The sequence below is a fragment of the Streptomyces sp. NPDC104761 genome, assembly GCF_055583445.1.
In genome coordinates this window covers 473,567-496,826 of record NZ_JBVJNZ010000004.1, presented here as the reverse complement: position 1 = coordinate 496,826, position 23,260 = coordinate 473,567, and the positions used below count along the sequence as shown (strand labels likewise).

General features: G+C 71.6%; 25 protein-coding genes. 15 read left to right on the top strand and 10 right to left on the bottom strand.

Annotated elements, in window-relative coordinates:
• Positions 1 to 38 precede the first annotated feature (38 nt).
• A complete protein-coding gene (locus tag ACZ63F_RS15090) occupies positions 39 to 884 on the top strand; it encodes a potassium channel family protein (protein ID WP_469711251.1) in 846 nt (281 codons plus the stop codon).
• A gap of 184 nt (positions 885 to 1,068) precedes the next feature.
• Here ACZ63F_RS15090 and ACZ63F_RS15085 read toward each other — a convergent pair whose 3' ends face one another.
• Both ACZ63F_RS15085 and ACZ63F_RS15080 read right to left on the bottom strand, forming a co-directional pair.
• Positions 1,069 to 1,398 (bottom strand): small hydrophobic protein, encoded by a 330-nt coding sequence (locus tag ACZ63F_RS15085; RefSeq protein WP_469711248.1) that lies wholly within the window; start codon positions 1,396 to 1,398, stop codon positions 1,069 to 1,071.
• 250 nt (positions 1,399 to 1,648) lie between these two features.
• Positions 1,649 to 3,268, bottom strand: coding sequence for an MFS transporter (locus tag ACZ63F_RS15080; RefSeq protein ID WP_469711246.1), 1,620 nt, complete (start codon positions 3,266 to 3,268; stop codon positions 1,649 to 1,651).
• 66 nt (positions 3,269 to 3,334) lie between these two features.
• Here ACZ63F_RS15080 and ACZ63F_RS15075 point away from each other — a divergent pair, with 66 nt between their 5' ends.
• The 3 genes from ACZ63F_RS15075 (at position 3,335) to ACZ63F_RS15065 (ending at position 6,201) form a co-directional block, all read left to right on the top strand.
• Positions 3,335 to 3,961 (top strand): TetR family transcriptional regulator, encoded by a 627-nt coding sequence (locus tag ACZ63F_RS15075; protein WP_469711244.1) that lies wholly within the window; start codon positions 3,335 to 3,337, stop codon positions 3,959 to 3,961.
• Positions 3,962 to 4,064: 103 nt separating this feature from the next.
• Positions 4,065 to 5,282 carry an alpha/beta hydrolase gene (locus ACZ63F_RS15070; protein ID WP_469711241.1) on the top strand — a complete coding sequence of 406 codons (1,218 nt, stop codon included), beginning with the start codon at positions 4,065 to 4,067 and terminating at the stop codon, positions 5,280 to 5,282.
• A gap of 67 nt (positions 5,283 to 5,349) precedes the next feature.
• Entirely contained in the window at positions 5,350 to 6,201 is an 852-nt protein-coding gene (locus tag ACZ63F_RS15065) for a DUF4429 domain-containing protein (RefSeq protein ID WP_469711239.1), read from the top strand.
• Between the two features lie 82 nt (positions 6,202 to 6,283).
• Here the strand turns inward: ACZ63F_RS15065 and ACZ63F_RS15060 are convergent, their stop codons facing one another.
• Positions 6,284 to 6,751, bottom strand: coding sequence for a MerR family transcriptional regulator (locus tag ACZ63F_RS15060; RefSeq protein ID WP_469711237.1), 468 nt, complete (start codon positions 6,749 to 6,751; stop codon positions 6,284 to 6,286).
• A gap of 97 nt (positions 6,752 to 6,848) precedes the next feature.
• On the opposite strand from ACZ63F_RS15060, the gene ACZ63F_RS15055 reads away from it, so the two are divergent.
• On the top strand, positions 6,849 to 7,319 hold the full coding sequence (locus ACZ63F_RS15055) for a GNAT family N-acetyltransferase (protein ID WP_469711235.1): 471 nt from the start codon (positions 6,849 to 6,851) through the stop codon (positions 7,317 to 7,319).
• 18 nt (positions 7,320 to 7,337) lie between these two features.
• Positions 7,338 to 8,162, top strand: a complete 825-nt coding sequence (locus tag ACZ63F_RS15050; RefSeq protein WP_469711232.1) for a serine hydrolase domain-containing protein — start codon at positions 7,338 to 7,340, stop codon at positions 8,160 to 8,162.
• Positions 8,163 to 8,249: 87 nt separating this feature from the next.
• Here the strand turns inward: ACZ63F_RS15050 and ACZ63F_RS15045 are convergent, their stop codons facing one another.
• Entirely contained in the window at positions 8,250 to 8,921 is a 672-nt protein-coding gene (locus tag ACZ63F_RS15045) for a pirin family protein (RefSeq protein WP_469711398.1), read from the bottom strand.
• Between the two features lie 73 nt (positions 8,922 to 8,994).
• Here ACZ63F_RS15045 and fasR point away from each other — a divergent pair, with 73 nt between their 5' ends.
• The 5 genes from fasR to fabF all read left to right on the top strand — a co-directional run bounded on the left by fasR (position 8,995) and on the right by fabF (position 13,945).
• Positions 8,995 to 10,200 (top strand): fatty acid biosynthesis transcriptional regulator FasR, encoded by a 1,206-nt coding sequence (fasR, locus tag ACZ63F_RS15040; RefSeq protein ID WP_469711229.1) that lies wholly within the window; start codon positions 8,995 to 8,997, stop codon positions 10,198 to 10,200.
• An 89-nt stretch (positions 10,201 to 10,289) separates the two neighbouring features.
• A complete protein-coding gene (locus tag ACZ63F_RS15035; protein WP_469711226.1) occupies positions 10,290 to 11,210 on the top strand; it encodes an ACP S-malonyltransferase in 921 nt (306 codons plus the stop codon).
• Between the two features lie 17 nt (positions 11,211 to 11,227).
• Positions 11,228 to 12,259 (top strand): beta-ketoacyl-ACP synthase 3, encoded by a 1,032-nt coding sequence (locus ACZ63F_RS15030; RefSeq protein WP_469711223.1) that lies wholly within the window; start codon positions 11,228 to 11,230, stop codon positions 12,257 to 12,259.
• A gap of 89 nt (positions 12,260 to 12,348) precedes the next feature.
• Complete coding sequence (locus ACZ63F_RS15025) at positions 12,349 to 12,597, top strand: acyl carrier protein (RefSeq protein WP_046425089.1); 249 nt, start codon at positions 12,349 to 12,351, stop codon at positions 12,595 to 12,597.
• An 85-nt stretch (positions 12,598 to 12,682) separates the two neighbouring features.
• Complete coding sequence (gene fabF / locus ACZ63F_RS15020; protein WP_469711221.1) at positions 12,683 to 13,945, top strand: beta-ketoacyl-ACP synthase II; 1,263 nt, start codon at positions 12,683 to 12,685, stop codon at positions 13,943 to 13,945.
• A 199-nt stretch (positions 13,946 to 14,144) separates the two neighbouring features.
• Here fabF and ACZ63F_RS15015 read toward each other — a convergent pair whose 3' ends face one another.
• Positions 14,145 to 14,639, bottom strand: coding sequence for a DUF3145 domain-containing protein (locus tag ACZ63F_RS15015; RefSeq protein WP_093503479.1), 495 nt, complete (start codon positions 14,637 to 14,639; stop codon positions 14,145 to 14,147).
• Between the two features lie 253 nt (positions 14,640 to 14,892).
• Between ACZ63F_RS15015 and ACZ63F_RS15010 the strand changes: the two genes are divergently transcribed.
• From ACZ63F_RS15010 to ACZ63F_RS15000, 3 genes are all read left to right on the top strand, one after another.
• Positions 14,893 to 15,795, top strand: a complete 903-nt coding sequence (locus ACZ63F_RS15010) for an SGNH/GDSL hydrolase family protein (RefSeq protein ID WP_469711217.1) — start codon at positions 14,893 to 14,895, stop codon at positions 15,793 to 15,795.
• Between the two features lie 22 nt (positions 15,796 to 15,817).
• On the top strand, positions 15,818 to 16,792 hold the full coding sequence (locus ACZ63F_RS15005; RefSeq protein ID WP_469711215.1) for an aldose epimerase family protein: 975 nt from the start codon (positions 15,818 to 15,820) through the stop codon (positions 16,790 to 16,792).
• A 260-nt stretch (positions 16,793 to 17,052) separates the two neighbouring features.
• Positions 17,053 to 18,336 (top strand): pyroglutamyl-peptidase I, encoded by a 1,284-nt coding sequence (locus tag ACZ63F_RS15000; RefSeq protein WP_469711213.1) that lies wholly within the window; start codon positions 17,053 to 17,055, stop codon positions 18,334 to 18,336.
• Here the strand turns inward: ACZ63F_RS15000 and ACZ63F_RS14995 are convergent.
• From ACZ63F_RS14995 to ACZ63F_RS14985, 3 genes are all read right to left on the bottom strand, one after another.
• A complete protein-coding gene (locus tag ACZ63F_RS14995; RefSeq protein WP_469711211.1) occupies positions 18,326 to 19,114 on the bottom strand; it encodes an EI24 domain-containing protein in 789 nt (262 codons plus the stop codon). The two genes, ACZ63F_RS15000 and ACZ63F_RS14995, sit on opposite strands and share 11 nt — an antisense overlap.
• Positions 19,115 to 19,357: 243 nt before the next feature.
• Positions 19,358 to 19,975 carry a hypothetical protein gene (locus tag ACZ63F_RS14990; protein WP_469711209.1) on the bottom strand — a complete coding sequence of 206 codons (618 nt, stop codon included), beginning with the start codon at positions 19,973 to 19,975 and terminating at the stop codon, positions 19,358 to 19,360.
• A gap of 93 nt (positions 19,976 to 20,068) precedes the next feature.
• Positions 20,069 to 20,212: a hypothetical protein gene (locus ACZ63F_RS14985; protein ID WP_469711207.1), complete on the bottom strand. Its 144-nt coding sequence runs from the start codon at positions 20,210 to 20,212 to the stop codon at positions 20,069 to 20,071.
• Positions 20,213 to 20,391: 179 nt separating this feature from the next.
• Here ACZ63F_RS14985 and ACZ63F_RS14980 point away from each other — a divergent pair, with 179 nt between their 5' ends.
• On the top strand, positions 20,392 to 21,555 hold the full coding sequence (locus ACZ63F_RS14980; RefSeq protein ID WP_469711204.1) for a serine hydrolase domain-containing protein: 1,164 nt from the start codon (positions 20,392 to 20,394) through the stop codon (positions 21,553 to 21,555).
• Between the two features lie 145 nt (positions 21,556 to 21,700).
• On the opposite strand, the gene ACZ63F_RS14975 is transcribed toward ACZ63F_RS14980, so the two are convergent.
• Together ACZ63F_RS14975 and ACZ63F_RS14970 are read right to left on the bottom strand one after the other, a co-directional pair.
• Positions 21,701 to 22,120 carry an organic hydroperoxide resistance protein gene (locus tag ACZ63F_RS14975; RefSeq protein WP_469711201.1) on the bottom strand — a complete coding sequence of 140 codons (420 nt, stop codon included), beginning with the start codon at positions 22,118 to 22,120 and terminating at the stop codon, positions 21,701 to 21,703.
• 95 nt (positions 22,121 to 22,215) lie between these two features.
• Entirely contained in the window at positions 22,216 to 23,214 is a 999-nt protein-coding gene (locus tag ACZ63F_RS14970; protein ID WP_388596802.1) for an NADP-dependent oxidoreductase, read from the bottom strand.
• Between the last annotated feature and the right edge of the window lie 46 nt (positions 23,215 to 23,260).

Sequence of the window (23,260 nt, the reverse complement as noted above, 5' to 3'; positions counted from 1 at the left end):
CGCCCCTTCGGGGCGCGGATGATGCCTACGATGCCTCCATGGAACGACAGTCGGCACAGGCCCGTTGGGAGCAGGCGACCCAACGGCCGTTGCTGGCGCTCGCGGTGGCCTTCGCCGTCGCCTACGCGCTGCCGATCGTGGACGGTTCCGCCGGGCATGCCCTCACCGCCGTGTGCACGGTGGCGGAATGGGTGGTGTGGGGCTGCTTCGCCGTGGACTACCTGATACGGCTCGCCCTCGTGCCCCGCCGCAAGGAGTTCGTGCGGACGCACTGGATAGACCTCTGCGCGGTGGTGCTGCCGCTGCTCCAGCCGCTGCGGCTGCTGCGGCTGGTGGCGACGCTGATGCTGGTGGGGCGGCGGGCCCGGATGGCCTCCCAGATCCGGCTGACGACGTACGTCGTGGGCGCGGTGATCGGCCTGCTCATGTTCGGCTCGCTGGCCGTCCTGTCGGTGGAACGCGACTCGCCGAACGGGAACATCCGGACGCTGGGTGACGCCCTGTGGTGGTCGTTCACGACGATGACGACGGTGGGGTACGGCGACCACGCGCCGACGACCGGGCTGGGCCGGATGATCGCGGTGGGCCTCATGCTCTCCGGGATCGCCCTGCTCGGTGTGGTGACGGCGAACATCGCGACCTGGTTCATCGCGCGGTTCGAGCAGGACGACGTGGAGGAGCGGCGGCAGACGGAGGCGATCGGGATGCTGACCGAGGAAGTGCGGGCGCTCAGGGCGGAGGTCGCCGCCCTGAGCGAGGGGGTGGGGGCTGGGGACGGGCGCCGCTCACCGGCGCTGGCCGGTTGCCGCTGCGCCCACCCGAGCCGCCTGGGGGTCCCCCCAGGCCTTTCGGGCTCTGGGGGAGGCACGACTGCCCGCAGCTAAGAAGCTGACGCGGCTGCCCGCAGGCTGGGAGGCCGGCGCGGCTGCCCGCAGGCTGGGAGGCCGGCGCGGCTGCCCGCAGGCTGGGAGGCCGGCGCGAGTGCAGCGCCCCGTAAGGGGCGCTGACGGTACCCCCGGCCTAAGGCTGGGGGAGGAACTGCGCGGCCAGCCCCCACCGGCCCGCGCGCTAGAGCGATACGCCGGCGCCGGCCAGCCACAGCAGCGCCAGCAGCGTGTCGATCGCGCCCAGTACCACTGCCACCAGCGCCGGTATGGAACTCTTCGGGTTCCATGCCCGGCCCATCGACAACCAGCCGCACACCAGCGCCACAGGCCCCAGCACGATGCCCAGCGTGAAGAAGCCGGCGACGGCACAGATCGTGCCGACGATGCCCAGCGTGTCGCGGTCCAGCCCTCCCCCACTCTCGGCTGCGCTCGAGCGGGGGGACCCCCATCGTGGGCCTGCGGCGCCACGTGAACGGGGGTACCCGCGGGTTCGTTGCCCGAAGCCTGCCATCATCAACTCCTCGGCCTTTGTGACCTGTTCGGGTTGATGACCGGGTACCCCTGTTCCGCGCCCGCAGACCTGCCCGCGCGCTGCCCCCCTCCAGCAGCGCGCCGCGGCCAGCCCGTCCCCCCATGCCCTGCGGAGGACTTGACCCACTGTGACCTGCGGCGCGTGCCAAGAGCGAGGAATCTTTAGCGGAGTCACCCTGATAGGCGAACTTCGCTCCCAGAAACCGGACATATCGGCCCGGCGCGTTGCGCTAGATGTGGCCCACGCCCGCCTCGGCGCCCGCGTTCTCGCCGCGCTTGGTGAACAGCGCGACCAGGATCGCGACCGCCGCCACCCCGGCCGCGACGAGCGAGGCGAGGCTCATGCCGGAGATGAACGTGTCATGGGCGACGCCGGAGATCTTCGCGGCGATCTCCGCGGGCGTGCCCTTGGCGACCGGCGCGACACCGACCTGGACGGCTTCCGAGGCCTGCGCCAACTGCGCGTCGGTCAGCTTCGGCAGGCCCGCGCCGGCCCAGTTGCCCGGCAGGTCGCTGTCGACCTTGGAGGCCATCACGGCGCCGAGCACGGCCGTGCCGAGGCTGCCGCCGATCTGCATCGCGGCCTGCTGGAGACCGCCTGCCACGCCGGACAGCTCCATCGGCGCGTTGCCCACGATGACCTCGGTGGCGCCGACCATGACCGGCGCGAGGCCGAGGCCGAGCAGCGCGAACCAGAGGGACATGAGCGCGCTGCCGGTGTCCGCCTTCAGCGTGGACATGCCGTACATGGCGATCGCGGTGGCCGCCATGCCGCCGGCCAGCGGGATGCGCGGGCCGAGCTTGGTGATCGCGGCGCCGGCCAGCGGGGAGCCGACGATCATCATGCCGGTGAGCGGGAGGAGGTGGAGGCCGGCGTCGACCGGGTCCATCCCGTGCACGTTCTGCAGGTAGAAGGTCACGAAGAACAGGCCGCCCATGAAGGCGATGGCCATCAGGACCATGAGCACGACGCCCGCCGAGAGCGGGACCGAGCGGAACAGGCCGAGCGGGATCAGCGGCTCCTTGACCCGCGTCTCCCAGAAGGAGAAGAGGGCGAAGCCCAGCACCGACACCGCGATGAACGTCCACGTCCTGCCGTCGCCCCAGCCCCAGCTCGGCGCCTTGATGAGTGCCCAGACCAGGCAGAACATGGCGCCGGAGAGCAGGGCGATGCCGGGCAGGTCGAAGGAGCGCGGCGCGTTCTCCGCGCGGTGGTCGAGCAGCATGACCACGCCGAGGATCAGGGCGGTGGCGCCGACCGGCACGTTGATGAAGAACACCGACTGCCAGCTGACGTGCTGGACCAGCACGCCGCCGAGGATCGGGCCGCCGGCGGTGGAGGCGCCGATGACCATGCCCCAGATGCCGATCGCCATGTTGAGCTTCTCGGCGGGGAAGGTGGCCCGCAGCAGGCCGAGCGCGGCCGGCATCAGCAGCGCGCCGAACAGGCCCTGGAAGACGCGGAAGGTGACGACGAGGCCGATGCTGTCGGAGAGGCCGATGGCCCCGGAGGCCGCGGCGAAGCCGACGACGCCGATCAGGAACGTCTGCCGGTGGCCGAAGCGGTCGCCGAGCTTGCCCGCGGTGATCAGGGAGACCGCGAGGGCCAGGAAGTAGCCGTTGGTGATCCACTGGACCTGGGCGAAGGTGGCGCCGAGGTCCTTCTGGATCGCGGGGTTGGCGATGGCCACGATGGTGCCGTCGAGGGCGACCATCATGACCCCGACGGCGACGGTGATCAGGGTGAACCAGGGGTGGCCGCGCAGGCCGGAGGCCGGCGGCTGTTCCGGCAGGGCTGCTGGTGCCTTGTCCCCCGACCCCGCCGTGTCGATCGTGGTCTGACTAGTCATGCGTTCGAGGCTAGTGACAGCCACTGACAGTTGACAAACAAATTCACTAGTCAGTAACTGTCAGACATGGAAACCCTGCGCGAACGCAAGAAACAGCGCACCCGGGACATGCTGCTGCGGTCCGCACTGGAACTGTTCGTGACCCAGGGCTACGAGCACACCACCGTGGACGAGATCGCGGCGGCCGTCGACGTCTCGCAGCGGACCTTCTTCCGTTACTTCGCGAGCAAGGAGGACGTGGCCTTCTTCGTGCCGCGGCTGACCGAGGAGCACTACGCCGAGGCGGTGCGCCGCCGCCCGCCCGAGGAGCCCCCGCTGGAGGCGCTGCGCCGGTCGGTCATGGACAGCTGGGACACCATCGAGGAGGCCATCGAGCGGTACGTGCCGGTCGAGCTGTTCCTGCGCACGTACAAGATGATCGAGGCGACCCCGACCCTGTTCGCCGCCCATCTGCGGCGCCAGGCGGAGACGGAGGAGGAGATCGCGCGGATCGTCGCCGGGCGGGAGGGCGTCGACCCGGACACCGATCCCCGGCCCCGGCTCGTGGTCGCCGTGTTCGGCGCGGTCATCAGGGTCACCGAGCGGCACTGGTCGGTCGGCGCCGACTTCAGCATCACGGCGATCCGCGAACTCACCGCCTCGTACCTCGATCAGGTGGGACCGGCGCTCACCGGGAACTGGCGAGAGGGCTGACGCCCCGTCACACTCGCCTGAGACAGGCCTCACGTTTGCCAAAACGTGATAACCGTCACTCAGTTAACGCGAGACCCCTTCGTTCTCCTAGTGTGTCCTCCCAGTGACTTCCTTCGACACCTCCCCGCCCCTCAACGTCTGGCGCGCACTGCTTGCCCTGGCCGTCGTGTTCGTGATGCTCGCGACCACCGGCTGGACCGCCCTGCGCACGCACCGCGAGACCACCGCCCTGCAGACCTCCCTCGCCAAGTGGGAGCGCGGCAGCGTCCACGGCCTGCACCTGCCGGACCCGGAGGCGTCGCCCGCGCTCCTCACCCGGTTCTTCACCTCGCTCACCGCGCAGGAGCGCGACCGGCTCGTGCACCGGTACCCGCTCGCCGTGGGCAACATGAACGGCGCCCCGGTCGAACTGCGCTACCACGCCAACGACATCGCCCTCGGCCAGCAGCGCGCCGTTGAGAAGAAACGCATGCACGACCCACGGCTCAGCACGGCCGGCCAACAGGACGCCGGCCGTCGCATGCACCGCTACGAGGCGTTGATGGCGAACGGCCGGCAGATCCTCGCCTTCGACCCGGACGGCGGCGGCCGGGTCGCCGAGGTGTTCGGCGACCTCACGAAGGCCGAGCGGATCTCCGTCGTCGTCCCCGGCGTCGACACCGACCTGCTCACCTTCCAGAAGACGAACCGGCAGTACACCGCCCCGGTCGGCATGGCCAAGGCGCTGTACGGGGCGGAGCGCACGGCGAGCCCGTCGACCCGTACGGCAGTGATCGCCTGGGCCGACTACACCGCACCCGACGGCCTCGGCGTGGACGCCGCCACCGGGATGGCCGCCGAGCAGGGCGCCGTACGCCTCAACGCGCTGCTGCGCGCGCTGCCCGGGGACGCACCGGTGTCGATGTTCTGTCACAGCTACGGCTCGGTGGTCTGCGGGGTCGCCGCGCACACCATGCCGGACCGGGTGGCCGACATAGCGGTGGCCGCGAGCCCCGGGATGCGCGTCGAGAACGCCTCCCACCTGGGCACCTCGGCCCGGGTGTGGGCGATGCGGGACGCGACCGACTGGATCCAGGACGTCCCCTATCTGGAGCTCGGCGGACTCGGCCACGGCGCCGACCCCGTCTCCTCCGCGTTCGGCGCCCGGGTGCTGTCGGCGCACGACGCGAAGGGACACGCCGGCTACTTCGAGCCGGGCACGGACAGCCTGCGCAACCTCGCGGACGTCGGGGTCGGCGCATACGGCGCGGTGACCTGCGCCCACGACGATGACGGGTGCCGGGCGGGTTTGTCCGGCACGTCGATGGCCGGACGCGCGTAGAGACAGCAGGAAGTGCGGTATGCGCGGGGATGGGACGGGGAAGCACGTGCCGCATACGATGAGCCGCATGGGTGACGTACTGGCCGGATTTCATGCCGCCTGGGAGTTCGAGTCCGACTCCATGCTCATCCGCTACGAACGGGGGATTCGAACACCCAAGCTCTTCCAGAGCCTGGGCGAACGCCGGGTACCGCTGGCCGCGCTGGCCGGCGTGACCCTCACGCCCGGGAAGCGGGGCACCGTCGTACTGAAGGCCGAGCCGCGCCCCGGCGCCGATCCCCTCCTCGAGGCGGCGGCCGGGCAGCTGAAGGACGGCAGCGACCCCTACCGCCTGGTGGTCCCGGCGGAGCGGGCGACCCTCGCCGAGTACTACGCCGACGAGCTGCGGCCGCTGCTCACCGCCTCCGGACCGGCCGAAAGGTTTCTGGTCGCCGCGCCCGAGGGGCCCCGGCAGTTCAAGGCCTACGACGGGAAGGCGAGCTTCGACGGCAGTGCCGTGCACTTCCGGTGGTCGTGGACGGGTGCGTCCACGGCGAAGTGGAAGGCCGGCGACCAGAGCTTCGCCGTCGCCGACCTCGGGGACGTGGAGTGGCGCTCGCCCGAGGTCTTCGAGGGACACCTGCGGCTGCTGCGGCGGGACCTCGCGGGGGCGAAGCCGACGGTTCCGCCCGACCAGGATCCGGCGACCGTGGTGTTCGGGCTGGGATACGGGCCGGTGCACGAGTCGTTGCCGTTCGCGGCGGCGGTGCTGGAGGCCCTGCGGGCCAAGGGGGCCGCCGCGGTGCCGGTGCCGGCGGGGCGGCGGGACCCCGCGGACATCGCGGAGCGGATCCGTCACCTGGGGGAGCTGCATCAGGCGGGGCTGGTGACCGATGAGGAGTTCGCCGCGAAGAAGGCGGAGTTGCTGGCGGAGCTCTAGCGATTCTTTCGGGTGCGAGTGCGTGGGGGCTGGTCGCGCAGTTCCTCGCGCCCCTTACGGGGCGCCATGGCGAGGGGCGTTTTCAGTGGCCGCCCGTCTCGTAGAAACTGATCTTCCGGTCCAGGACCGACAAGGTGTCGTGCAGTTCGGCGATGCGGGCCAGGACGTCTCTTCTCGTCTGCTCCAGGAGCTCGCGGCGCTCGGGGTAGGTCGTCTCGCCCTCCCTCACCAGTTCCGCGTAGCGGACCATGTCGGCCACCGGCATGCCGGTCAGGCGGAGCTTGGTCACGAAGTCGAGCCAGTCCAGGTCGCGGTTGCTGTACCGGCGCTGGCCGGTGTGGGAGCGGTCGATGCTGGACATCAGGCCGATCCGCTCGTACCAGCGCAGGGTGTGGGCGGTCAGGCCGGTGAAGGCGACGACCTCGCTGATCGTGTAGCGGTCCTGGCCCTCGGGTCGCGGGTGCCGCCGGGGCGGGGCGGAACAGATGTCGGCGGGCGCGCGGTCGGGCTGCTGGGTGGGGGCCGCGGTCGTAGTGTGCATCACCGTCATGCGCCCACGCTATGACCTTCGAGTGGACTCGAAGCAAGCGGAACCCGGTAATAAATACCCGCGACGGGCGGCCCCCGCGGTGACTAGCGTGCGGGGCATGAGTCTCGTACGCCGTGCCACGGCCGAGGACGCCGCGGAAGTGCTGCGCCTGCGCCAGGTCATGATCGACGCGCTGCCCGGCGGGGACAGCTCCACGGGATGGCACGCCGAGGCGCGGCCCGCGCTGGCGGAGCGGCTGGGCGAGCCGGACGGGGACTTCGCCGCGTTCGTCGTCGACCACCCGGACCGGCCGGGGGCGCTGGCGGCGCTGGTGGCCGGGACCGTCGACTACCGGATCGGCAAGGCGGGCAACCCGCACGGCCGCTCCGGGTACGTCTTCAGCGTGGCGACCGACCCGGACGCCCGCCGGCGCGGGTACGCGCGCGCGTGCATGGAGGAACTGCTGGCCTGGTTCCGTGAGCGGGGTGCGGGTCAGGTCATGCTGACCGCGTCCGCGGAGGCCGAGCCGCTCTACGCCGCGCTCGGCTTCGTCCACAAGCCGGACCCCACGATGATGCTGCGGCTCTGAGCCGCTTAGGGTCGGGGCATGTCCTTGAACAGCCTCGCGTCGATCGAGAACTGGCCCGTCCCCACCGCCGCGGCGGGTGTCGTACGCGCCGACGGGACGGTCCTCGGAACCCACGGGCCGGCCGGGCACCGCTTCCCGCTGGCGTCCGTCACCAAGCCGGTCGCGGCGTACGCGGTGCTCGTCGCGTACGAGGAGGGGGCGGTCGAGCTCGACGAGCCGGCGGGGCCGGAGGGGGCGACGGTACGGCATCTGCTCGCGCACACCTCGGGGCTGGCCTTCGACGAGCACCGGGTCACGGCGCCGCCCGGGGAGCGGCGGCTGTACTCGAACGCCGGGTTCGAGGTGCTCGGGGAGCATGTCGCCAAGGCGACGGAGATGCCGTTCGCCGAGTACGCCCGGCAGGCGGTGCTGGAGCCGCTGGGCATGACGGCGACATCGCTGGAGGGCTCCCCTGCGAAGGACGGCGTGTCCTCGGTCTCCGACCTGCTCCGCTTCGCGGCCGAGCTGCAGGCGCCGCGGCTGCTGGATCCGCGGACGGTGGCGGAGGCGACGCTGACCGTGCAGTACCCCGGGACGAAGGGCGTCCTGCCGGGGTACGGCCACCAGAACCCGAACGACTGGGGACTGGGCTTCGAGATCCGCGACTCCAAGTCGCCGCACTGGACGGGGACTTCGTCTTCGCCCCGGACGTTCGGCCACTTCGGGCAGGCGGGCACATTCCTGTGGGTCGACCCCGATGCGGGGCTCGCGTGTGTCGCCCTCACGGACAGGGCGTTCGGGCCCTGGGCGGTCGAGGCGTGGCCGGCCTTCACGGACGCGGTGCTGGCGGAGCTGCGGGGCTGAGGCCGGCCGGGACGGGGGGACGCTTACCGGCGGCCGGCCGGGTGCCGCTGCGCCCACCCGTGCCGCCCTGCGGCACGCCTGCCGCAGCTATGGAGCTGACACGTGGCCCGCAGCCATTTCCCACAGCAACAGCTCTGCCTCCGTGATCCCCGACACCTCCACGTCCTTCGCGTCGGTGATCCGGGCGGAGTCCCCCGGCCCCAGCTCCGCCCCGTCCACCCGCACGTCCCCCCGCACCACGTGCACGTACACGTACGCCCCGTCCGGTACCGCCGTCCGCTCCCCCGCCCCCAGCCGGCGGACGTGCAGCATCGCGGCGGCCTCCGGGACCGCGTACGGGGTGGAGTCGGCGATGCCGCGGACGATGTCGTAGAAGGGGTCGCCGCCTGGGCGTGCCGGGGCCAGCCACATCTGGACGAAGGTCAGCGGGCCGGGGCCGTCGTTGCGCTCCACGTGGCGGACGCCCCCCGCCGAGCTGAGGCGCTGGACGTCGCCGGGGCGCACCACCGTCTCGTGGCCCGCCGAGTCGCGGTGCGTGAGCTCGCCCTCGACCACCCACGTCACGATCTCGGTGTGGCTGTGCGGATGCTCGTCGAAGCCGGCGCCCGGCGCCAGCCGCTCCTCGTTGCAGGCGATGACCGCTCCGAAGCGGAGGTTGCCGGGGTCGTAGTGCGGGCCGAAGGAGAAGGCGTGCCGGGACTCGATGCCGGTCGCCGGGTCGCCTCCCGGGTAGCGCTCCGCGGCGCGCCTGACGTCCATCACGGGACCACCGTAGACCGCAGTCGGCACCCGGCGGCGCAGGCTCCCGTCCGGATAAGGCAGTCTTGTCCCCGTGCCCGAACCCGTAACGCGCAAGTCCGACCCCTCGGCTCATCCGGTCCATTCGCACTCCGCGACCCTCAAGCGGCTGGAGAAGTCGTCCGGCAGCCTCGCCGCCCAGGCCATCGCGCGGATGGACGAGACCCTGCCGTGGTACCGGGCCATGCCCCCGGAGAACCGCTCCTGGATCGGGCTCGTCGCCCAGGCGGGCATCGCGGCCTTCACCGAGTGGTTCCGGCACCCGGACGCCCCGCAGGCGATCTCGACGGACGTGTTCGGGACCGCGCCGCGGGAGCTGACCCGGGCGATCACGCTGCGGCAGACCGTGGAGATGGTGCGGACCACCATCGAGGTCATGGAGAGCGCGATCGACGAGGTCGCGGCACCCGGCGACGAGAGCGTGCTGCGCGAGGCGCTGCTCGTGTACGCCCGTGAGATCGCCTTCGCCACCGCCCAGGTGTACGCGCAGGCCGCCGAGGCACGCGGTGCCTGGGACGCGCGGCTGGAGTCGCTGGTCGTCAACGCCGTGCTGAGCGGGGAGGCCGACGAGGGGGCCGTCAGCAGGGCCGCGGCGCTCGGGTGGAACTCGCCCGACAACGTGTGCGTCGTGCTCGGGACCGCGCCGGACGGGGACAGCGAGCTGACCGTCGAGGCGATCCGGCGGGCCTCCCGGCACGCCAAGCTCCAGGTGCTGACCGGGGTGCTCGGGGACCGCCTCGTCGTCATCGCGGGCGGCAACGACAATCCGCTGGCCGTGGCCAAGTCGCTGATCGGGCCGTACGCCGCGGGGCCGGTCGTCGCCGGGCCGGTGGTGCCCGACCTGCTGGCGGCCACCCGGTCCGCGCAGGCCGCCGCCGCCGGGCTCAAGGCCTGTTCCGCCTGGCAGGACGCGCCGCGGCCGGTGCTGGCGGACGATCTGCTTCCGGAGCGCGCCATCGCGGGCGATCCGAGCGCGCGCGAGCAGTTGGTGGAGGAGATCTACAGACCGCTGGAAGAAGCCGGTTCGGCTCTGCTGGAAACACTGAGCGTATATCTGGAGCAGGCGAGCAGCCTGGAGGGTGCGGCCCGGATGCTCTTCGTTCACCCGAACACCGTGCGCTACCGGCTCCGACGTGTGACTGACGTCACCGGATGGTCACCGTCCGATGTACGATCCGCCTTCACACTGCGGATCGCGCTGATCCTGGGGCGTCTGGTCGATGGAGATCCCCAGTCATAGGATTTTGTCGGGGGCCCACAAAACCCCCTCGTGTTCTTCGTCCCTGTCCCCACGGGCGGCCGTGGCCGTCCCCAAGAGAGAGTGTGAGAGTGCTCGTACTCGTCGCTCCCGGCCAGGGCGCCCAGACCCCTGGCTTCCTGACCCCCTGGCTCGACCTTCCCGGTGTCGAGGACCGTCTGCGTGCCTGGTCGGACGCCATCGGTCTCGACCTGGTGCACTACGGCACGCACGCCGACGCGGACGAGATCCGGGACACCGCGATCGCACAGCCGCTGCTCGTCGCCGCCGGACTCGTCTCCGGCGCGGCACTCGGTGACATCGCCGGCATCGCGCCGGGCGCGGTCGCCGGGCACAGCGTCGGTGAGATCACCGCCGCCGCCTTCGCGGGCGTCCTGGACGAGACCGCCGCGCTGGCCCTCGTGCGCAAGCGCGGCCTGGCGATGGCCGAGGCCGCCGCGATCACCGAGACCGGCATGTCGGCGCTGCTCGGCGGCGACCCGGAGGTCTCCGTGGCGCACCTGGCGAAGCTCGGCCTGACCCCGGCGAACATCAACGGTGCGGGTCAGATCGTCGCGGCCGGCACCCTGGAGCAGCTCGCCGCGCTGAACGAGGACAAGCCCGAGGGCGTCCGCAAGGTCGTCGCCCTCAAGGTCGCCGGCGCCTTCCACACGCACCACATGGGCCCCGCCGTCGAGAAGCTGGCCGAGGCGGCCGCGGAACTCGCGCCGCTGGACCCGAAGTTCACCTACGTCTCCAACAAGGACGGCCGGGCCGTCGCGTCCGGCGCCGAGATCGTGGAGCGCCTGGTCGGCCAGGTCGCCAACCCGGTCCGCTGGGACCTGTGCATGGAGACCTTCAAGGAGCTCGGCGTCACCGCCCTCCTGGAGGTGTGCCCCGGCGGCACCCTGACCGGCCTGGCCAAGCGCGCCCTGCCCGGCGTGCGGACGCTGGCCCTGAAGACCCCCGACGACCTCGACGCGGCCCGCGAGCTCATCGCCGAGCACAGCTGAATCAGGAGCCCATTGCGATGTCGAAGATCAAGCCCAGCAAGGGTGCTCCGTACGCGCGCATCCTCGGTGTCGGCGGCTACCGCCCGACCCGTGTGGTGCCCAACGAGGTGATCCTGGAGACGATCGACTCCTCCGACGAGTGGATCCGGTCGCGCTCCGGCATCGAGACCCGCCACTGGGCGGGCCCCGAGGAGACGGTCGCCGCGATGTCGATCGAGGCCTCCGGCAAGGCGATCGCGGACGCGGGCATCGACGCCGAGCAGATCGGCGCCGTGGTCGTCTCGACCGTCTCGCACTTCAGCCAGACCCCGGCCGTCGCGACCGAGATCGCCGACCGGCTGGGCACGAACAAGGCCGCCGCCTTCGACATCTCGGCGGGCTGCGCGGGCTTCGGCTACGGCCTCACGCTCGCCAAGGGCATGGTGGTGGAGGGTTCCGCCGAGTACGTGCTAGTCATCGGCGTGGAGCGGCTCAGCGACCTCACCGACCTGGAGGACCGGGCCACCGCCTTCCTGTTCGGCGACGGCGCGGGCGCGGTCGTGGTGGGTCCCTCGCAGGAGCCGGCGATCGGCCCGACGGTGTGGGGCTCCGAGGGCGACAAGTCGGAGACCATCAAGCAGACCATCCCCTGGGACCGTTTCCACTTCGGTGACAGGTCCGGGCTGCCGGTCGACAGCCAGGGCAACATCAAGTTCCCGGCGATCACGCAGGAGGGCCAGGCGGTGTTCCGCTGGGCCGTGTTCGAGATGGCGAAGGTCGCTCAGCAGGCGCTGGACGCGGCCGGGATCAGCGCGGACGACCTGGACGTCTTCATCCCGCACCAGGCCAATGTGCGGATCATCGACTCGATGGTGAAGACTCTCAAGCTGCCGGAGCACGTCACGGTCGCCCGTGACATCCGCACCACCGGCAACACCTCGGCCGCCTCGATCCCGCTCGCGATGGAGCGGCTCCTGGCGACCGGTGAGGCGAAGAGCGGCGACACCGCACTCGTCATCGGGTTCGGGGCGGGTCTCGTCTACGCCGCCACTGTCGTTACCCTCCCCTAGGCACTCCGTGCCGGATCATGCATCCGGAACGGGTCGCCGTCCGCAGTACCGCAGCAACCGTCTGGAACATCTAAGAAGGAGCGCCTGACATGGCCGCCACTCAGGAAGAGATCGTCGAAGGTCTCGCCGAGATCGTGAACGAGATCGCCGGCATCCCGGTTGAGGACGTCCAGCTGGACAAGTCCTTCACCGACGACCTGGACGTCGACTCGCTGTCCATGGTCGAGGTCGTCGTCGCCGCCGAGGAGCGCTTCGACGTCAAGATCCCGGACGAGGACGTCAAGAACCTCAAGACCGTCGGCGACGCGACCGACTACATCCTCAAGCACCAGGCCTGAGGCAGTTAACTAGCCTCCGGCTGCAATGCCCCGCCACCCGGCGGTGGCGCCGTCGAATCCCGTATCCGTTGGAGAAAGAATTCCCGTGAGCCCGACCAATCGCACCGTGGTCGTCACCGGTATCGGCGCAACCACACCGCTGGGTGGCGACGCAGCTTCGTTCTGGGAGGCCCTGGTCGCCGGCAAGTCCGGCGTCAGCCTCCTGGAGCAGGACTGGGCGGCCGAGCTGCCCGTCCGTATCGCGGCGCAGATCGCCGTCGAACCGGGCGAGATCATCCCCCGCCCGCAGGCCCGCAAGCTGGACCGGTCCGCGCAGTTCGCGCTGATCGCCGCCAAGGAGGCCTGGAAGGACGCCGGTTTCACCGCCAAGGCCGGTGAGGACGCGTCCGCCAACCCCGACCGGGTCGGCGCCGTCATCGCCTCCGGCATCGGCGGTGTCACGACCCTGCTCGACCAGTACGACGTGCTCAAGGAGAAGGGCGTACGCCGTGTCTCCCCGCACACCGTGCCGATGCTGATGCCCAACTCGCCGGCCGCCAACGTCGGTATCGAGCTGGGTGCGCGGGCCGGTGTGCACACGCCCGTGTCGGCCTGCGCCTCCGGCGCCGAGGCCATCGGGTACGCCATCGAGATGATCCGCACCGGCCGTGCGGACGTCGTCGTGGCCGGCGGCACCGAGGCGGCGATCCACCCGCTGCCCATCGTCGCGTTCGGCAACATGATGGCGATGTCCAAGAACAACGACGACCCCGAGGGTGCGTCGCGTCCCTACGACTCCGGCCGTGACGGCTTCGTCCTCGGCGAGGGCGCGGGCGTGATCGTCCTGGAGTCCGAGGAACACGCGAAGGCGCGCGGGGCGCGGATCTACGCGGAGGCGGTCGGCCAGGGCATCTCGGCCGACGCGCACCACATCACGCAGCCGGAGCCGTCGGGCAACGGGATCGCGCACGCGCTGCAGAACCTGCTCGACAACACGGATCTGAAGCCGGCCGAGATCGTGCACGTCAACGCGCACGCGACGTCGACGCCGCAGGGTGACGTGGCCGAGATCAAGGCGCTGCGGAAGGTGTTCGGCGACGACGTCGACCACATGGCGATCTCCGCGACCAAGTCGATGACCGGTCACCTGCTGGGTGGTGCCGGCGGTATCGAGACCGTCGCGTCGATCCTGGCGCTGGTGAACCGGACGGCTCCGCCGACCATCAACCTCGACGACCTCGACCCCGAGGTCAACGCGGACGTGGTGCGGGGCGAGGCGCGGCAGCTGCCCGAGGGCAGGATCGCCGCGCTGAACGACTCCTTCGGCTTCGGCGGCCACAACGTCGTACTGGCGTTCAGGACCGTGTGAGAGACGCTGCGCTGAGCCTTGTGGCCCGGACTCCGTTGGACGGAGTCCGGGCCACAGTGCGTTTCGTTGTCGGCTGACCGCCCGGTGGGGGCTGGTCGCGCAGTTCCCCGCGCTCCTAAAGGGGCGCTCGCCCCTGGTCTTTTAGGGGCGCGGGGAACTGCGCGACCAGCCACGACGGCGCCGCAGATGACACGGCGGCTCAGACCACCTGGTGGAGCCAGCGGACCGGCGCGCCCTCGCCCGCGTAGCGGAACGGCTCCAGTTCGTCGTCCCAGGGCTTGCCGAGGAGTTTGGCGATCTCGGCCTCCAGGGCCGTCTCACCGCGCTGTGAGCGGGTCAGGGCGGCCCGCAGGCGGTCCTCGGGGATGAGGATGTCGCCGTGGATTCCGGTGACCGCGTGGAAGATGCCGAGGTCGGGGGTGCAGCTGTAGCGCTCGCCCTCGGCCTTCGCGCAGGGCTCGGCCGTGACCTCGAAGCGGAGCAGGTGCCAGCCGCGCAGCGCGGACGCCAGTTTGGAGGCCGTGCCGACCTCGCCCTGCCAGGAGAACTCGGAGCGCCAGGTGCCGGGTGCGGCCGGCTGGCGGATCCAGTCGAGGTTGACGCGCGTGCCGAGCACCCCGGCGACGGCCCACTCGACGTGCGGGCACAGCGCGCGGGGCGCGGAGTGCACGTACAGAACTCCACGTGTCGTCACCGGAACCTCCGGGCTGAGCGGGACATCTTGCTGGCTGGCCGGCGGCAGTGACACGACCGCCGCGTTGATGGCGAGGCTACCGTGCGGTGGCGCAAGGAGTGTGACGTACCGTCGGTCCCACAGCCAGGAAACCCCCGCCATTCACCCAGGGGGACGCTTGTACGGGGGTGGTCCGTTGCAGGGCGCGGGGCGGGAACTCCCGTGCGTTGTTATGGACGGGGACGATCGGGCGGACGGAGAGGACCGAAGGGGTATGCGCAAGCAGCGACGACGTCGGCGTTCGCGTGCCCTGGCAGGCGCCGTCGCCGTCACCGCCGTGCTGGGGGTGGCCGGGTGCGGTGTGCTGGGCGGTTCCTCCGCCGCGACGAAGAGCGAGAGGACGCGGGCCTCCCGGGCCGTGCAGGTGTGGGACCGCAGCCCGGCCTCGATCGCGGCCGTCGGCGACTCCATCACCCGCGGCTTCGACGCCTGCACGGTCCTCTCGGACTGCCCCGAGGTGTCCTGGGCGACCGGTACCAGCGAGCAGGTGGACAGCCTCGCGGTACGGCTGCTGGGGCGGGCGCAGGCGGCCGACCACAGCTGGAACTACGCGGAGACCGGCGCCCGGATGGCCGACCTTCCGGGGCAGATGGCCGACGCGGCGGTGCGCAGGCCCCAGTTGGTGACGGTGATGGTGGGGGCGAACGACGCGTGCCGCACGTCGGTGCGGGCGATGACCTCGGTGGCCGACTTCCGCAGCGAGTTCGAGGACGCGATGGCCACCCTGCGCAGGACGCTGCCGAGGACGCAGGTGTACGTGGCGAGCGTGCCGAACCTGAAGCGGCTGTGGTCCGAGGGGCGGACCAACCCGCTGGGCAAGCAGGTGTGGAAGCTGGGCATCTGCCCGTCCATGCTCTCCGACGCGGACAACCTGACCAGCGCGGCGACCCTGCGCCGGGACAAGGTGCAGCAGCGGGTCGAGGACTACAACAAGGTGCTGCGGGAGGTCTGCGCCAAGGACCGGCGGTGCCGGTTCGACGGCGGGGCGGTGTACGCGTACCGGTTCGGGACCGGTCAGCTCAGTCACTGGGACTGGTTCCATCCGAGCACCGACGGCCAGTCGAAGCTGGCCGCGATCGCCTACCGGGCCATCACCGCCAAGGATCCGGTGGACTAGACCCTTGGCTTAGGGTTTCCCCATGAGCGAACTTTTCGGCACACTTTCCGACGGCACCAAGGTGCACCGCTGGACACTGGAGCGCGCGGGGACCCGGGTGCGGGTGCTGTCGTACGGCGGGATCGTGCAGTCTGCCGAGGTGCCGGACCGGGACGGGCGGACCGCGGACGTGGTGCTGGGGTTCACCGGCCTGGACGGCTACCTGGAGAACCCGGGGCCCTACTTCGGTGCCCTGGTCGGCCGGTACGCCAACCGGATCGCGCACGCCCGCTTCCCGCTGGACGGCGTGACCTACGCCCTGGAGCCGAACAACGCGCCCAACTCCCTGCACGGCGGCGCCCGCGGTTTCGACAAGCGGGTGTGGGAGGCGACCGCCGTCGAGCACGGGGTGCGGCTGACCCGGGTGAGCCCGCACGGGGAGGAGGGGTTCCCGGGGCGGCTGACGGTCACCGCGACGTACACGCTGGACGAGTCGGGGGCGCTGCACATCTCCTACGAGGCGGTCACCGACGCGCCGACCGTCGTGAACCTCACCAACCACAGCTACTTCAACCTGGCCGGCTCCGGGCACGCGGGTGGCCACGAGCTGCGGATCGCGGCCTCGCGCTACACCCCCGTGGACGGGGACCTGATCCCGACCGGGGAGCAGGCCGACGTCTCCGGCACCCGGTTCGACTTCCGTACGGCCCGCAAGGTCGGCTCCGGCTACGACCACAACCTCGTCCTCGACAAGGGGGTGACCCGGACTCCGGTGGAGATCGCCGAGCTGTACGACCCGGCGTCCGGCCGCACCCTCACCGTGGCCACCACCGAGCCGGGCATCCAGCTCTACACGGCCGAGCACCTGACCGGCCCCTTCGCCCCCGGCGACGGTGTCGCCCTGGAGACCCAGCACTTCCCGGACTCCCCCAACCGCCCCGACTTCCCGAGCACCCGGCTGGACCCGGGCCGGACCTACCGCTCGGAGACGGTGTACGGCTTCGGCGTCCGGGACTGAGCTCCGGAGCGCGCAAGCCCCGGTCCAGGGGTCAGGTCCCGGACCGGGGCTGCTCAAGGGGGACTCGTCCCGGCTCCGACCTTAGCCGCGGCTGTGAGAAGTCGGCCGGTCATCGGGCGCGTCGCAGCGATCTCGTACGAACCCTTCACAAACGCCCGCGGGCTCGTCGGGGGCTCATGGTGTAGACCACATCGCGGCCCACCCGCGATACTGCGCCCGACCGGCACCACGCACCCCACTGCGACGGAAGGCCAACCCCTTTGACTTCCCCACGTGTTCGGATCGGCGTCCTCGGCATCGTGCTGCTGGCCGGAGCGCTCGTCCCCACCGCCGCGCACGCCACCACCACGCCCTCCCCCACCGTCGAGGAACAGCGGCTCGACCAGCCCGTGCCGCAGGAGATACTCCGCAGGTCCGGGTTCGACACCGTGGCCCCCGGGTTCGCCCGTGCGCTGGAGCACACGCACTCCTACGCGCAGGCCCGGCGGGCCGTGGCACGGCAGGGGGCGGCGCTGTGGCGGCGGGCCGTGGACCGCGCGCAGGGCCGCGGGCCCGCCGAATCAGCAAGGCGCGAAGCGCTTCCTCATAAGGGTGGTGGTGGGCGACGGGTGGGCCTTAGCCGCGACGACGACCGGCCGCTGTACTGGGCGCGGCTCGGGATGACGCGCCAGGTGCGCACCTGGGCGCCGGGGTTCGCGCTCGGCGAGCGGCAGCGGGCCGCGCTGCTGGACCTGCTGGAGCGGACCTCGCGTGGGCAGACGGACATCCGGTACCCCGGCAAGGGCCTCCGGCGGATCCTCGTCACCGGGTTCGACCCGTTCACGCTGGACCGGGACATCAGGATCTCCAACCCGTCCGGGGCGAGCGCGCTGGCCCTCGACGGGACCGTGATCGAGACCGGCGAGGGGCCCGCGCGGGTGGAGACGGCGGTGTTCCCGGTGCGGTGGGACGACTTCGCGGCCGGGACCGTGGAGCGGACGCTGCGGCCGTACCTGCCGGAGGTGGACCTGTTCACGACCGTGAGCCAGGGGCGGGTCGGGCGGTTCGACGTGGAGCGGACGAACGGCGCCTGGCGGGGCGGGTTCCCGGACAACGAGAACGTGAGCCGGACCGGGACCGTCCCGGTCGCCGACCCGGCCTCGCAGCCGCAGTGGACGACCACCACGCTCCCGTACGCGGCGATCACGGCGGCGGACACGGGCCGGTTCCCGGTGTACGACCACACCGAGGTGACCGAGATACCCGCGGGCGCGACCGATCCCGTCGTACGGGCGGACGGGCCCACCGCCGGGTCCACCGCGCGGGCCGGGGGCGGCGGGGACTACCTGTCCAACGAGATCGCCTACCGGGCCACGCTGCTGCGCGACCGGCTCGGGCTGCACGGCACGCTGCCCGGCGGGCATGTGCACACGCCGGTGCTGCAGTTCGGTGCCGGGAACACGACGCAGGTGACGGACCCGGAGTTCGTGCGCAACCGGGTGGACATCATCGACCAGGTACGGGCGATCGTGACCGTGGCGGCGGACGCCTCGTTCAGGGACTGACGGGTTCGCCGGTCCGCTCGTCCTCCTCGGCCGTCTCCTCGCCCAGCAGGTCGCGGGCGAGGAGGGTGGCACCGGCGACCGCGCCCGGCATCAGGAACACCGCGACGAACGGGACCAGGAAGGCGAGACCCAGCGGGGTGCCGAAGCCCCACACCAGGGTCTTCCGGGACCGCAGCAGGGCGAGCCGGGCGCGCAGGTCGACGCCCCGGCGCTGGAGGGCGACGGCGGTGAGTTCCTCGGTGAGGAAGAAGCCGGTCACGAAGAAGCCGATGACCGGCACGACGGTCTGCCCGACGAAGGGCAAAAAGCCGAGGGCGAACAGCAGCACGCCCCACAGGCCGGCCCGGACCAGGATGCGCAGGCTGTCCCGGGCGGAGATCCACAGCTCGCGCCAGAACGGCAGCCCGGACTCGGGCGCGGTGCCGTCGGGCGAGACGTCGGCGTCGACCTTCTCGGAGAGGCTCTCGTAGAACGGCTGGCCGACCAGCAGGGTCACGGCGGTGAAGGTGAGCACGGCGCCGAGGAGACCGAGGGCGAACAGGACGGCGGTGAGGAAGCCGCGGAAGAGGCCGAGCCAGGGGCTGGACCAGTCGTCGGCGAACGGGGTGGCCCAGGCGACGAAGTCCGCTCCCCATATCGCGAGGGCGACCAGGGCCGCCGCGTAGAGAACCAGGGTGATCAGACCGGGCAGCAGACCGAACCCGAACTGCCGTCCGTGCCGCCCGACCCACCGCTGGCCCTTGAGAAGATAACCGAACCCCACCCCGAGATCACGCATGGCCAAAACTTTACCGGCCCCCGAACAACGCCCCGTGGGCGCAGCGCCCCGAAGGGGCGCGAGGAACTGCGCGACCAGCCACGACGAACGCCCCGGACAAACAACGACCCATCCCGGACAGCGCCCCCGAAGGGGCGCTGGGGGTACCCCCGGCCGAAGGCCGGGGGAGGAACTTGCGCGACCAGCCCCGACGGCGTTGCAGGCGAAACGACGGCGCGGACGTCGGCCGACCCGGCGGAGCGCTCACGCGGGGGTCACCGCCACCACCACCCCCCGGTCCGCCGCCGGGCTGACCGCCGCCGACACGCGTACCGCCGTCGCCCGGGCCACCCGGCCCGCGCCGGCCGCGGAGGCCAGCAGGAGGGGCTGGAGGTGTTCGAGCCCGGTCACGGCGAGTTCCTCGGCGGCGATGAGGGCCGGGCCCGCCGCCCGGGCCGTCTTCGCCGCCGCCTCGGTCAGGTCGGCCAGCGGCGGCAGCACGGCCCGGACCACGCCCGCGCCCGCCGCGGTCACGCGCTCGGCGAGGGCCATCTGGAGGGGCAGCAGCGGGGCCACGGCCGAGGTGACGGCGTCGGCGATGCGGTGGAGTTCGGGGGCGGAGTCCCGGAGGGTCTCGGCCGAGGTGCGCAGCAGCGGGGTGAGGGCCAGCAGGACGCCGGCCGCCCCGCCCGCGGCCGCCGGCAGCAGCGGGGGCAGCGCCTCGGTCAGTTCGCGGAGCGCCGCCGCGAACTCCTCCACGGCCGGCTCCACCGCGTCCAGCAGCGGCAGCAGACTGTCCCTGAGGGCCGTCAGGAGCGGCTCCGCCACCGGGTGCACGGCCAGCGGGGCGCCGCTGGTGCCGAGCCGCGTGAGGGTCTCCACGACGCGGTAGAAGGCCTCCTGCGCCCCCGGTGCGGCACTGGCCTCGGCCAGCTCCGCGGTCGTCCGGCGCAGGACGCGCAGGAGTTCGGGGGCCTAGCCCTCGCGCGGGTCCAGGGTGTTGACCGCGATCCTCGTGAGGTTCTGGGCGGTGTCCAGGAGCTGGCCGGTGATGTCGGTGGTGCTGCGGGCCATGCGCAGCACGTCCGCCCTGCCGGGAAGTGAGGGAATCGTCGCCATGAGCCGGGGCCCTCCCGCCGCTGTGGGGTCTGTCCGCGGTGTGTCCGCCCTCAGCATGCCCCGGTTGAGTCGAACAGGTACATCTCGCCGTACCGATCGCAGGAAGGGGTAGGTCGCCCAGGTGGGTAGGGCGTTGTTCACAGTGGGAGCTGCCCCGGCGGCTCGGTTGAGGAGAACGGATGACGCAGGAGATCACCGTCCAGGGCACGGTCGCGGAGGGCTTCGAGGCGGTGCGCGAGGAGTTCGCCGCCTTCGTCGCCGGCGGACCGGCCGACTACGAGGGTCAGTTGTGCGCGTACGTCCACGGCAGGCGGGTCGTCGACCTGTGGGCGGGCGAGGGGGCCGACGGGGACTGTCTGTACGGCGTGTTCTCGTCCACCAAGGGGGCGGCGCACCTGGTGGTGGCGATGCTGGTGCAGGACGGCACGCTGGAGCTGGACCGTAAAGTCACCTACTACTGGCCGGAGTTCGGCGCGGAGGGCAAGGGCACGCTGACCCTGCGGGACCTGCTGGCGCACCGGGCGGGCCTGGTGGGCACCGACACCGGGTTCGGCCCGAAGGAGCTGGCCGACGACCGCGCGATGGCCGAACGGCTGGCCGACCAGCGGCCGTTCTGGCGCCCTGGCACGGCCTTCGGCTACCACGCCCTGGTCATCGGGGCGCTCACCGGCGAGGTGGTACGGCGCGCGACCGGCCGTACCCTGCAGGACGTCTACGAGGAGCGGGTCCGGGCGCCGTACGGCCTCGGGTTCTTCCTGGGTCTGCCGGCCGCGCACGAGCCGCGTTTCCGCACGACCCTGCCGATGCGGCCCACGCCCGAGCAGCAGGCCCTGCTCGACTCCGTCCCGTCCGGCCCGCACACCCTCGGGGGGATCGCCTTCAACGAGCACACCGCCGAGCCGACGGACCTGGCGGCCCTCCCGAACGACCGGCTGGTCCGCGCCAAGGGCCCCGCCTCCTTCGGCGGGGTGGCGTCCGCGCGCGGCCTGGCCGGGATGTACGCGGCGCTGCTCAGCGAGGTCGACGGCAAGGCCGCGCTGCTGAAGGAGGACACGGTGGCGGAGTTCGGCCAGTTCCACTCGGTCGGCTACGACCTGGTGACCCGGACGCACAGGTCGTACGGCCTGGGCTTCCAGGCGACGGCGGACACCTGGCACCCGTTCCTCGGCGCGGGCACCATCGGCCACAGCGGGGCAGCGGGCTCCCAGGCGTTCGCGGACCCGCGCAGCGGGGTCGCCTACGGCTACACCCGTCGCCGGTTCGCGTTCCCGGGCGGAGCGGCCCCGGAGAACGACCGCCTGGCGCGGGCGGTGCACGAGGCGGCGCTGAACGCGCCCCTTTAGGGGCGCGAGGAACTGCGCGAGCAACCACAACGCACCCGCACCCGCACCCGCACCCGCACCCGGCATCGAATCCGCACCCGGCACGACGAGAGACCGCACCCCACGTCCAAGGGTGCGGTCTCCGCACACAGCGCAACGACGACGGTCAGGCCAGCGTCACGGCGATGTTCCCGCGCGTCGCCTTCGAGTACGGGCAGACCCCGTGCGCCTTCTCCACGAGCTCATGGGCAACCTCCTTGGCGACGCCCGGAATCTCCGCCGAGATCTCGACGATGATCCCGAACCCCTCCTCGTTCTTCCCGAGCCCCACCTTGGCGGTCACCCGGGACCCGGACACGTCGACCCCGGCCTGCCGGGCGACGACCGCCAGCGCCCCCTGGAAGCACGCGCTGTACCCGGCGGCGAACAGCTGCTCCGGGTTGGTCCCGGCCCCGCTGCCGCCCAGTTCCTTGGGCGGGTTGACGACGACGTCGAGCCGGCCGTCGTCGGTGGCGACCCGGCCGTCGCGGCCGTTCTCGGCGGTGGCGACGGCGGTGTAGAGGACGTCGGACTGCTGAATGGGCATGCGGTTTCTTCTCTCCTCGGTCCGCCGCGACTCGCGCCCACGATCGACGACGGTTTCGGAAAGAAGTTACCGCATGCCGGAAACCACAGACAGACCTACAGCTTGACGATCATCTTTCCGGTGTTGTCGCCGCGCAGGACCCCGAGGAACGCCTCCACGTTGTTCTCGATGCCCTCGACGACCGTCTCGCGATACTTCAGCTGCCCGGAGGCCACCCACGGGCCGACCTCGGCGACGAACTGCGGCTGCAGGTCGTAGTGGTCGCCGACCAGGAAGCCCTCGATCCGGCCGCGGGTCTGGATGAGGCGGGCCAGGTTCTTCGGGCCGGGGACCGGCTCGGTGCTGTTGTAGACGGAGATCATGCCGCAGACCGCGATCCGTCCGTCCCGGTTGAGCTGGCCGATGGCCGCCTCCAGGTGGTCGCCGCCGACGTTGTCGAAGTAGACGTCCACGCCGTCGGGCGCGGCGGCGCGCAGCTGCTCGGCGACCGGGCCGTTCTTGTAGTTGAAGGCCGCGTCGAAGCCGTACTCCTCGACCAGCAGCTTCACCTTCTCGTCGGAGCCGGCCGAGCCGATCACCCGTGAGGCGCCCTTGAGCTTGGCGATCTGGCCGACCTGGCTGCCGACCGCGCCGGCCGCGCCGGAGACGAAGACCGAGTCGCCCTCCTTGAAGGAGGCGGTGCGCAGCAGGCCCGCGTAGGCGGTGAGGCCGGTCATACCGAGGACGCCGAGGTACGTCGACAGGGGGGCGGCGCCGGCGTCGACCTTGACGGCGTTCTTCGCGTCCACGACCGCGTACTCACGCCAGCCGAAGAAGTGCAGCACGTGGTCGCCGGCCGCGATGCCCTCGGCGTTCGACTCGACGACCTCGCCGACCGCGCCGCCCTGCATGACCTTGCCCAGCTCGAACGGGGCGACGTAAGACTTCGCGGCACTCATCCGGCCGCGCATGTACGGGTCGACCGAGAGGTACTTGTTCCGCACGAGCACCTGCCCCTCGCCCGGCGTCGGGACCTCCGCCTCGACCAGGGCGAAGTCCTCCGGCTTCGGCCAGCCGACGGGACGGCTCAGCAGGTGCCACTCGCGGTTGATCATGACATGCGCCTTTCCTAAATTACTTCAGTACCTGAAACAACCATGC